The sequence below is a fragment of the Actinokineospora diospyrosa genome, from assembly GCF_024171925.1.
Classification (GTDB): domain Bacteria; phylum Actinomycetota; class Actinomycetes; order Mycobacteriales; family Pseudonocardiaceae; genus Actinokineospora; species Actinokineospora diospyrosa.
Window position 1 is genome coordinate 1 of sequence record NZ_JAMTCO010000025.1, and the last position, 11,045, is coordinate 11,045.

An 11,045-nucleotide genomic window follows, 5' to 3' on the forward strand; every position below is an offset into this window, starting at 1 on the left:
CAGGGAGTGGCGAATGTTCGAGAGGTTCACCGACCGCGCGAGGCGGGTGGTCGTTCTGGCTCAGGAAGAGGCCAGGATGCTTAACCACAATTACATCGGCACTGAGCACATTTTGCTTGGGTTGATCCACGAGGGTGAGGGTGTCGCGGCGAAGGCTCTCGAGTCGCTGGGCATCGCGTTGGAGGGTGTGCGTCAGCAGGTCGAGGAGATCATCGGTCAGGGTCAGCACGCGCCGTCGGGGCATATTCCGTTCACGCCGCGGGCGAAGAAGGTTTTGGAGTTGTCGCTGCGTGAGGCGTTGCAGTTGGGGCACAACTACATCGGGACCGAGCACATCCTGTTGGGGTTGATTCGTGAGGGCGAGGGGGTCGCCGCCCAGGTCCTGGTGAAGCTCGGGGCTGATTTGAATCGTGTGCGTCAGCAGGTCCTGCAGCTGCTGTCGGGGTATTCGCAGGGTGGTAAGGAGTCCACGGAGACGGGTGGGCGGGGTGAGGGGACGCCGTCGTCGTCGTTGGTGTTGGACCAGTTCGGTCGGAACCTGACCGCGTCGGCGCGTGAGGGCAAGCTGGATCCGGTGATCGGGCGGACGAAGGAGATCGAGCGGGTGATGCAGGTGCTGTCGCGGCGCACCAAGAACAATCCCGTGTTGATCGGCGAGCCCGGTGTGGGCAAGACCGCGGTGGTCGAGGGTCTGGCGCAGATGGTGGTCAAGGGGGAGGTGCCGGAGACGCTGAAGGACAAGCAGCTCTACACCCTCGACCTCGGGTCCCTGGTCGCCGGGTCCCGCTACCGCGGTGACTTTGAGGAGCGGTTGAAGAAGGTCCTCAAGGAGATCAAGACCCGCGGTGACATCATCCTGTTCATCGACGAGATCCACACGTTGGTGGGTGCGGGTGCGGCGGAGGGCGCGATCGACGCCGCCTCCATTCTGAAGCCGATGTTGGCGCGGGGTGAGTTGCAGACCATCGGCGCGACCACGTTGGACGAGTACCGCAAGTACGTGGAGAAGGACCCCGCCCTGGAGCGCCGGTTCCAGCCGATCCAGGTGGGTGAGCCGTCGCTGGAGCACACGATCGAGATCCTCAAGGGTCTGCGCGACCGCTACGAGGCGCATCACCGGGTGACGATCACCGACGCCGCCCTGGTCGCGGCCGCCACCCTGGCGGATCGTTACATCAACGACCGGTTCCTGCCGGACAAGGCGATCGACCTGATCGACGAGGCCGGCGCGCGGATGCGGATCCGCCGGATGACGGCGCCGCCGGATCTGCGGGAGTTCGACGAGAAGATCGCCGATGTGCGTCGGGAGAAGGAATCGGCGATCGACGCCCAGGACTTCGAACGCGCCGCGAAGCTGCGCGACAACGAAAAGCAACTCCTCAGCCAGAAGGCGGAGCGGGAGAAGCAGTGGAAGGACGGCGACCTCGATGTGGTCGCCGAGGTCGACGACGAGCAGATCGCCGAGGTCCTCGCCAACTGGACCGGGATCCCCGTCTTCAAGCTGACCGAAGAGGAGACCTCCCGGCTGCTGCGCATGGAGGACGAGCTCCACAAGCGGATCATCGGCCAGGAGGACGCCGTCAAGGCCGTCTCCCAGGCCATCCGCCGCACCCGGGCGGGGTTGAAGGACCCGAAGCGCCCGTCGGGGTCGTTCATTTTCGCGGGGCCCTCGGGTGTGGGTAAGACGGAGTTGTCGAAGGCGCTGGCGAACTTCCTGTTCGGCGAGGACGACGCCCTGATCCAGATCGACATGGGCGAGTTCCACGACCGCTACACCGCCTCCCGCCTCTTCGGCGCACCCCCCGGCTACGTCGGCTACGAAGAGGGCGGGCAGCTGACGGAGAAGGTCCGCCGCAAGCCGTTCAGTGTGGTGTTGTTCGACGAGATCGAGAAGGCCCACCAGGAGGTCTACAACACCCTCCTGCAAGTCCTCGAAGACGGCCGGCTGACCGATGGGCAGGGGCGGACGGTGGACTTCAAGAACACCGTCATCATCTTCACCTCCAACCTCGGCACCCAGGACATCTCCAAAGCCGTCGGCCTCGGCTTCACCTCCGGCACCGACACCGGGTCGAACTATGAGCGGATGAAGAACAAGGTCAACGACGAGCTGAAGAAACACTTCCGCCCCGAGTTCCTCAACCGCATCGACGACATCATCGTCTTCCACCAACTCAACGAACAACAGATCATCACCATGGTCGACCTGATGATCGCCCGCGTCGAAACCCAGTTGCGCAACAAGGACATGGCGCTGGAGCTCACCGACCGGGCGAAGAAGCTGCTGGCCAAGCGCGGCTTCGACCCCGTCCTCGGCGCCCGCCCGCTGCGCCGCACCATCCAACGCGAAATCGAAGACCAACTCTCCGAAAAGATCCTCTTCGGCGAGGCCGCGCCGGGCCACCTCGTGGTGATCGATGTGGAGGACGAGGACAGCGAGGAAGCGCGATTCGTCTTCCGCAGCGCGGTGCCTGCCGGGCGGGAGCGGGCATGAGCGAGCGGCCGCTGATGATCCTCGTCGGCATCGGGTACGAGCCGCACCGGGGGTACCTGCTGCGGTCGATCGCCGACACCACCGACGTGTGGTTGCTCGACCACGAACCGGCGACCTGGGAAGCCCCGTACGTGGTGGGCAGCACGGCCGTGGACATCCGCGACGGCGACGCCCTCTTGGCGGCGGCGGTGGATGTCGCGGCGGGGCGCAATGTGGACGGCATCCTATGCTGGGACGAGCTGAAGATGGCCAACACGGCCAAGGTCGCCCAACACCTCGGCCTGCCCGGGGTGTCGCCGGACGTCATCGACCGGTGTCGCGACAAGCACCGCACCCGGACCGCACTGGCCGCGGCCGGTGTGCCGCAGCCGCGGTCGGTGGCAGTCGCGTCGGTGGAGCAGGCGTTGGCCGTGGCCGACGGACTGGGCTACCCCGTGGTCCTCAAACCGCGGGCGCTGGGCGCGAGCATGGGCGTCACGAAGGTCGACTCCCCAGCCGACCTGCCCGCCGCCTACACCCACACCCGCGCCCAGCACGTCGACCAAGCCCGCCACTACGACCTGGGTGTGTTGGTCGAGGACTACGCGAGCGGGCCGGAGTTCAGCGTCGACTCGGCCATTGTGGACGGTGTCACCACGCCGCTGTTCCTGGCCAGGAAGACCAGCGGGTTCGCCCCGTACTTCGAGGAGACCGGCCACGTGGTCGACGGCGCCGACCCGTTGTTCGCCGACCCAGCCCTGCACGAGTTGCTCGTCGCCGCGCACGACGCCCTCGGCTTCGACTCCGGCATGACCCACACCGAACTGCGCCGCACCCCGGCCGGGTGGTCGGTCATCGAGGTCAACTGCCGCCTCGGCGGCGACCTCATCCCCTACCTGGGCCTGCGTTCCACCGGCATCGACGCCGGTCGCATCGCCGCCGCCATCGCCTGCGGCCGAGCCCCCACCTTCACCCCCACGCACTCCTCGGTTACCGCGATCCGCTTCCTCTACCCCCCGGGCCCCACCACCATCGCCGAGATCCACGTCGACACCGCCGCCCTACCTCCCGACACCCTCCTGGCCGCCCCGCTCGCCGAACCCGGCACCACCATCACCCCACCCCCCGAAGGCCACGTCTGGGGCCGCTACGCCATGGTCGCCGTCACCGCCCCCACCCCCGAGGCCTGCCCCCCAGCCCTCGACACCGCCGCGGCCGCCATCACCCTCATCCCCGCCTAACCCTTCATGGCGCCCCCACCTCTCCCCTATCAAGGTGATGCGCGGAACCCCCACCGGCCCACGCATGCCCACACCGCCACGAGGTATCCGGCCCACCCAACCAGCCCAAGAGGACAGACTCCCCAGCGAACCGCCCTATCAGCCGCCAACCGCCGCCCCGCCACCATCGTCACCGAGCGGTCGATCCTTACGGCCGCACGATCAACATCAGCCCACCCACCCGAGCCCACCCATCACCGGACTCCCCTGCCCCACCGCCACACCCCACACGCCCCCGAACTCCACGCTCCTCAGGCATTCCCGCCACACGGCCCCGCCACGCCCCTCGCCGCATGCCCCACGAACCAGGCCCCCTACGGCCCCACAAACCCCGGCTTCCAGCCCGTGCCAGATCCCAGACCCACGTCGACCGAGGTGATCGTGCCGTCGCCCGGTGCCGCCACCCCCGGCTTCAACCCACCCCCGGCCGCGGTAAACCGCCCGCCGGCCGACGGCAGACCCCCGCCCACCCGGGGGGCCACCCACATACAGCGTACCGCTTTTCGTTGCCTGTCAAGGGGGTCGCGCCGCGGCTGTGGACAGTTCAGGCCGTTGTGGACAACCGCGCCCGGTGCGCACCCCACCCGATCAGGCATTGACTCTAACTTCGGAAATATATAGCGTTCTTCCCCGGAGCCCGATCCACCCCCGGCGGACGCGCTCCCGCCAAGGCGCAGCCAGCTCACCGGTGATCAACCACAGTCTCACTGGAGGCCAACCGTGGAACGGGAAACCTACGAGTCGCTCAACCTCGCACCGAAACCGATCCGCCCGCACATCCTCGCCGCCGCCACGATCGTCTACGGCGACGACTACTACAACGGCAGGCGCGAGACGATCAACCTGTCCGGGTTCGTGCAGATGAACAAGTGGCCGATGCCCGGGTTCGAGCACCGGATCGACGAGCGCGGCCGGTCGGTGTTCGACACCGAGCTGATCAGCGCCCCCGAGGTCGGCATCAAGGGCTTCAGCTACGAGCTCAACGACCGCATCCAGATCCTGTCCAACCCGCTGCTGCCCAACACCGGCCACGTGCGGCAGATCGCGCCGGGCAAGAACTTCCCGGCGGAGTTCCACATCCAGCGCTTCGGCATCCTGGAGACGTCCACGCTGCGGCTGGTGCACCGCAACGTCATCGACATCTACGGCGTGGTCGACGCGATCCCGCCGTTCAAGCGCCCGCTGACCGGCGGCTACCTCGGCGTGCCGCGCGGGGACCAGCCGATCGAACTGGTGCAGGCGCCCAACGTGGTGCGCGGGACGACGCTGCCGGAGGCCTGGTACCCCTCGACCGACGACAACCAGTCGATCGGGATCACCCCGACGGTGTTCTTCGCCGACAGCCCGGCGGCGTGCATGTCCATGCTGGTCGACCCGTCGATGATCATCCAGACCTCGACCGAGGCGACGCTGACGCTGCAGGTGGGTGGCCGCACGGTGCGGGTGGACCTGCAGGGCAGCCACACGCTGGCCGCGGGCATGGAGATCCTGCTGTTCGGCCCGGAGAAGCACGACGAGGGCCGCGGGGTGCTGGCCCAGATCGCCCGGGTGGCGCTGGTCGGCGAGTGCGCCGAGTTGGGCGGGCGCGTCATGCTGCGGGCCAGCTGGCCCAAGCCCTCGGGTGGCACGCTCGGCGAGGGCACCGAGGAGGCGCTCTCGCGGGTGCGGTTCCCGGCTGAGCTGCACTTCGACGCCGAGTTCGACCTGGTGACCCCGACCGAGGTGCTGTACTCGACCAACCCGGTGCACCTGTCCGGCAGCCTGGCGGACCTGGAGCCCGAGGGCACGAACCTGGCCCTGTCGGGTCAGGGCACCCCGCTGGTCACCACCGGCGACGTGGAGAAGGCCAGGATCACCGGCCTGTCGCTGGTGATGCGCGAGGCCATCGTCGGCAAGCACGCCGCCGTCAACGTCTGAGCCGTTCCACCCCCGACCTCGTCCGGCCCTCCCCCAGGGGCCGGACGAGGTTCAGGCGCGTGTGGAGCGGGATGGAGGCCAGGATGGACACGCGGACGCTCGTGATGCACCAGGCGATGCTCGGCGACCGGACCCGGTTGCGCGCCTACGACGACGCCCTCGCGTGGGCGGTGCGACCAGGTGACGTGGTCATCGACGTCGGTGCCGGGCTGCTCGTGTTGGGGATGCTGGCCCTCAAGCACGGCGCGTCGCACGTCTATGCCATAGAGGGTGATCCGGTGACCGCGGCGGTCGCGGCCAGCATCGCCGAAGACAACGGGCTCAGCGGCAAGCTCACCGTCATCCACGGCGATGCCCGCACGGTAGAGCTACCGAGGCAGGCCGACGTCATCGTGTCTGAACTGATGGGCAACATCGGCCCGGAAGAGGAGATGCCCGAGATCATCGCCGCGGTGGCGAGGCGGGCGCTGGCCCCGGGTGGACGGGTGGTGCCGCAGCGGCTGACCACGACGCTGACCGCGATCGAGTTCGACGACGAGGGCTGGGGCGTGTGGAGCGGCGACGCGCTGGGCTACCGGCTCGACGCGGTGCAGGGGTTCGTGCAACCGGCCGCGCACCTGCACTTCTTCCAGCGGCCACCGACGCGGCTCAGCGCCGCGGTCCCGATCGGCGACAGCGTCCTGGGCGCCACCGAGACCGGCGTGTCGACCGCGCCCCGCAAGCTGCGCATCACCCGGCCGGGCACCCTGCACGCGGTGATGGGGTCGTTCACCGCGACCCTGGCACCGGGGGTCACCTTGTCGAACTTCCCCTCTTACCCCGGCTGCAACTGGGGTGTGTGGATCTGGCCGCTGCGCCACACCCCTGTCATCGACGGGGATGTGTTGCAGGCGCGGGTAGTGCTGCCGGAAGGCGTCAGGGTCGCCACCGACTGGCAGTTGGAGTGCGGCATCAGCCGCCGGGGGGCGTCGTGACCATCCTCGCCGGGATCGTGCGGGACCTGCCGCTGCGCGCGCTGGAGCTGTGCGGGGTGACCTGGAGCGGGGAGTACCTGTGGTACTCGGAGTCGTTCACCGGCCGCATCATCGCCATCGACTCGGTCACCGGGGAGCAGGCCGGGCAGATCGAGTGCACCGACATCCGCGCCGACCTGACCACCCTCGACGGCTACCTGCTCCAGGTGGTCGGGGACCGCCGGGACCTGCGGATGCTCGACCCGGAGTCCGGGGTGGTGGTCGGCGAGTTCGCCAACCCGCGCCCCGGGCACACGCTGACCGGCCTGGAGGCCTGCCGCGACGGCCTCTGGCTGGGTTACCGCGACCTGAAGGTCCTCGACCTGCGGGACCCGACGGACCTGCACCTCATCGACTGCCTGCCCGTGCGGCGCCCGCCGTCGGGGGTGGCGGTGTCGGACGGCTACGTCGTCTACTCCGACCACAAGGGCTCCATGATCACGCTCGTCAACACCACCGCGCGCCGCGAACAGGTGTCGGTGCGGGTGTGGGGCAACCCGACCGGGCTGACCTGGGACGGCAGCCTCATCTGGTACTGCGATCACGCCACCCTGCAACTGCGCGCGGTGGAGCTACCTGGCTTCCAGCGGTTCTGACCCCGGGGAGAGCTGATGCGTGACGTCCTGCGAGCACTGCGGGTCATGGCCACCACCGTCCTCATCCTCGTCCCGGCGGCCCTCGGGCTGCTGATCAGAGGGCGGCAGCGAGGTAACCCGTACCTCTACCGGCAGATCAGCCGTCTGCTGATGGCGCTAGGGCCCGCGTTCATCAAGGCGGGCCAGGTGCTGGGGACACGCCGGGACGTCCTGCCGCCCGCCTTGTGCGCGGAGCTGGAGGTACTACAAGACTCCGTCCCCCCGTTGGACCCTGCCCGCAGCCGCGAGGTCCTGCACGACATCTACGGCCCGCACCTTTCGGAGCTGCTGCCGAACATCGACTACCAGCCCATCGCGGGCGGCAGCGTCGCCTGCGTCTACCGCGCCACCGACCACCAAGGCCGCCACGTCGCTCTTAAGGTGCTACGACCGGAGATCCGCCCGATCCTCGAGGCAGACCTGCGGATCATGCGGCGGGCAGCCGGGCTCGCGGCACGGCTGCCGGTGCTGCGCGGGGTGCCGGTCACCGAGGTCGTGGGCGAGATGTGCACGGCCGTGCTCGCCCAGCTCGACTTCCCCCGCGAAGCCGACAACCTCGTGCGACTGCGCCGCGACCTCGGCGCGGTCCGCCGGGTGTGGGTGCCCGCGGTGTACCCGGAGCTGTCGGGTCCGGCGTGCGTGGCGATGGAGTTCATCCCCGACCTGGACGTGCGCACCGCACAGGGCTGCCCGCCCGCGCTGCGGCGGCGCTTCGCCGAGTCGGCGCTGGGCGCGATCTACCACATGCTGTTCGTCGACGGGTTCGTCCACTGCGACCTGCACCCGGGCAACCTGTACTTCACCCGCGGCGGCGAGGTCGTGGTCCTCGACGCCGGGTTCAGCGTGCAACTGTCCCCCCGGTTGCGGCGGCTGTTCGCCGAGTTCTTCCTCAACATGGCCGTCGGCCGCGGCGACCGGTGCGCCGAGATCGTGGTCGACAGCTCCGCCGGGATCCGCCCCGACGCCGACCTGACCGGGTTCCTCGCCCGGATGGCCGACCTGGTGGTGCGCAGCCACGGGCAGCCCGCCCGCGAGTTCAGCCTCATCGCCTTCGCCGCCGAGATGTTCGACCTGCAACGCCGCCACGGCGTGCACGCCGCCCCCGAGCTGATCTTCCCGCTGCTGTCGCTGCTGGTCATCGAGGGCACGATCCGCGACCTCGACCCCGACATCGACTTCCAGGAGACCGCCAAGCCCGTGCTCAACCGGGGCCTGTTCGGCGCCCGGCGCCCCAGTTGACCCCCGAGAGGACCCGCATGCGCCACGGCGGCACGCTCACCCTGGTCGGCGCCGGCGACGCCGACAGCCTCGACCCCGCGCTGTCGGTGCACACCGCGACGAGGGGGATCCTGCGCGCCTACACCCGCCAACTCGTGACCTACCGCGCCGGGCGGGACCAACAGGCCGCCGGAACCGTCGTCGCCGACATGGCGACAGAGCTACCTACCCGCGAGAACGGGCGTCTCGACGCCGGCGGGCAGGAGTATGTGTTCACCATCAGACCCGGTGTGCGGTGGGATGACCACCGACCCGTCACCGCCTCTGACATCGCCCGCGGCCTCAAGCGCCTGGCGCACCCCGACGCCCCCAGTCCTGCATTGACCTACTTCGCCAGGACCATCCGCGGCCTGGCAGAGCTACGCGACCAACTGGCCTCGGTAGACCCAACAGAGGTCGCCAAGGTCATCGAGTGCGCCAAGCTGGAGGGCATAGAGGTCATCGGTACCGACACCGTCGTCCTGCGCACCTTGGGTCACTCGGTGGACTTCCTCAACATCCTCGCGCTGCCAAGCGCGACACCCGCGCCCATCGACTACTCCGGTTTCCTGCCCGGCAGCGAGGACATCGTGCGCCGGTTGCGGTCCAACGGCCCGTACCGGGTGGAGACCTACGTCCCCGGCAAGGAGATCCACCTGGGCCGCAACCCGGCGTGGGATCCCGCGACCGACCCGGTGCGCGCCGCTTACCTTGACGGGATCTCGGTGCGGATGGGGGTCTCCGAGCACGAGGCGTTCCGACTCGTGGACACCGGCGAGGTGGACATGTTGTGGGACATCCAGCCGATGACGGTAGAGCTACCGCGTCTGTTTGGCGATCCTCGCCTGGAGATCCACCCCGCCGGTTTGCTCAGCCCTTACCTCGCCGTGAACATGCTCAGCCCCAACGAGAACCGCGCCACGAGCAAGGTGGAGGTGCGACGGGCGGTGTCGGTGGCGTTGAACCGCGAAGCCGTCTCGCGGGTATGGGGTGGCCCCCGGCTCAGCGACCTCGCATGGCGGATCCTGCCGCCACTGTGCTCGGCGTACACGCCTATCGCGCCGGTGTCGGAAGGCACGCCTACCGGCGACCCGGACCTGGCGCGGTCCCTGCTGGCCGAGGCGGGCTACCCGGACGGGGTGACCCTGCGGATGGTGCACCGCGACCGCGACATCCACCCGGAGTCGGTACACGAGATGGGCGTCGCTCTAGCTCGTGCGGGCATCACGCTGCGGGCCGTGCCGGTGTCGATCACCGAGCTGTTCACCACCTACTTCGCTTCCGCCGAACCCGCCGTGCGCGGCGACTGGGACCTGGCGTTCACCGGCTGGGAACCGGACTGGCACGGCGACAACGCGCGCACCTACCTGCAGCCGCTGTTCGAGAGCCGCCCCGAGGGCAGCTGGAACCTGGGCTTCTACGCCAGCCCCCAGGTCGACCGGCTCCTCGCCGAAGGACGCGACGCCGAGGACCGGGCGCTGGCCAACGCCGCTTACCGGGCCGTGGAGGCGCAAGTGCTGCGGGACATGGCGGTGATACCGGTGCTGTTCGCCCACCAGTACTGGTTCCACTCCCCCGCGGTGTGCGGCTGGGAGCCCTACCCGGTGCTCAACGGCGATCTTACGAATGTGTGGCGGGCGCCTTGAGGTGCGCGGCGGTGCTGCCGCAGCAGCCGCCGATAAGAGCGAGGTCGTAGTCCAGGTGCCACCGGGAGAGAGTGTCCATCAACCTCTCCCCGGTGACATCGGGGTAAGCGCCCAGCGGACCGTCATACCGTTCCCGCACGGCCTTCAACGCGTCCTCGACGTCCTCGGGTGTACCGCAGTTCAGCGCGATCAAGGCGGCACCGCCCTCCCACGCCCCCACCACGGCGTCCACAACGGACTCACCCGAAGGGAGCTTGCCGTTGTCCGCGCACTGGAAACTCACCCAGGCGGGCTTACCGGACACCACAGCGTGTTCGATGACGACACCCGCCTCGGCCCGGGACGGCATGGACTCGGCGAACACCACGTCCACTCCACACCGGACCAACTCGGTCACCAACCACCCGTGCCCCGCCGGATCAGCGGGCCCCACGGACCCCGCCACCGTCACCGACGGCCCCGCCGCGGCCCGCGCGACCCCCACGGCCGCGTGCACCATCCACGCCGTCCCCGACCCCGGGGCCAGCCCGAGACCGAGCAGTTCCGTTTCAGAGCACCGGAAAGTCGCCGTTGTGATCACCTCGGCACCCGCGGCGACGTCGGCCTCGTGCACCGCCCGGATCGCGGCCCGACCGGCGCCGGTGAGCATCGGCCGGTTCGTCCACCACGGGGCCTCGACCACGACCCCCGCGTCGCGCAACCCAGTGGGCAGGCTGGTGTCCAAGAGCACGGCGCACCTCCTTCGTCTCGAAGTTACCACAGGAAACTGAAGTTTCCGCCGCCGCGCGGCACACCTACCGTGACTAACCAACCCCCGGTAGACC

The 11,045-nt window shown here is 69.1% G+C and carries 8 protein-coding genes; 7 read left to right on the forward strand and 1 reads right to left on the reverse strand.

The window, feature by feature from the left end; genetic code table 11:
• Nucleotides 1-13: 13 nt before the first annotated feature.
• The 7 genes from LV75_RS34345 to LV75_RS34375 all read left to right on the forward strand — a co-directional run bounded on the left by LV75_RS34345 (nucleotide 14) and on the right by LV75_RS34375 (nucleotide 10,221).
• A complete protein-coding gene (locus LV75_RS34345) occupies nucleotides 14-2,494 on the forward strand; it encodes an ATP-dependent Clp protease ATP-binding subunit (RefSeq protein ID WP_253891718.1) in 2,481 nt (826 codons plus the stop codon).
• Nucleotides 2,491-3,714 (forward strand): ATP-grasp domain-containing protein, encoded by a 1,224-nt coding sequence (locus LV75_RS34350; RefSeq protein WP_253891719.1) that lies wholly within the window; start codon nucleotides 2,491-2,493, stop codon nucleotides 3,712-3,714. The genes LV75_RS34345 and LV75_RS34350 overlap by 4 nt, the downstream gene beginning before the upstream one ends.
• A gap of 759 nt (nucleotides 3,715-4,473) precedes the next feature.
• Nucleotides 4,474-5,670: a DUF6004 family protein gene (locus LV75_RS34355; protein ID WP_253891720.1), complete on the forward strand. Its 1,197-nt coding sequence runs from the start codon at nucleotides 4,474-4,476 to the stop codon at nucleotides 5,668-5,670.
• 83 nt (nucleotides 5,671-5,753) lie between these two features.
• Nucleotides 5,754-6,644, forward strand: coding sequence for a class I SAM-dependent methyltransferase (locus LV75_RS34360; RefSeq protein WP_253891721.1), 891 nt, complete (start codon nucleotides 5,754-5,756; stop codon nucleotides 6,642-6,644).
• On the forward strand, nucleotides 6,641-7,279 hold the full coding sequence (locus LV75_RS34365; RefSeq protein WP_253891722.1) for an NHL repeat-containing protein: 639 nt from the start codon (nucleotides 6,641-6,643) through the stop codon (nucleotides 7,277-7,279). The genes LV75_RS34360 and LV75_RS34365 overlap by 4 nt, the downstream gene beginning before the upstream one ends.
• A gap of 15 nt (nucleotides 7,280-7,294) precedes the next feature.
• Entirely contained in the window at nucleotides 7,295-8,557 is a 1,263-nt protein-coding gene (locus LV75_RS34370; protein WP_253891723.1) for an ABC1 kinase family protein, read from the forward strand.
• Nucleotides 8,558-8,574: 17 nt separating this feature from the next.
• Nucleotides 8,575-10,221 carry an ABC transporter substrate-binding protein gene (locus tag LV75_RS34375; RefSeq protein ID WP_253891724.1) on the forward strand — a complete coding sequence of 549 codons (1,647 nt, stop codon included), beginning with the start codon at nucleotides 8,575-8,577 and terminating at the stop codon, nucleotides 10,219-10,221.
• Here LV75_RS34375 and LV75_RS34380 read toward each other — a convergent pair.
• Entirely contained in the window at nucleotides 10,196-10,951 is a 756-nt protein-coding gene (locus LV75_RS34380) for a homocysteine S-methyltransferase family protein (RefSeq protein WP_253891725.1), read from the reverse strand. The genes LV75_RS34375 and LV75_RS34380 overlap by 26 nt on opposite strands.
• Between the last annotated feature and the right edge of the window lie 94 nt (nucleotides 10,952-11,045).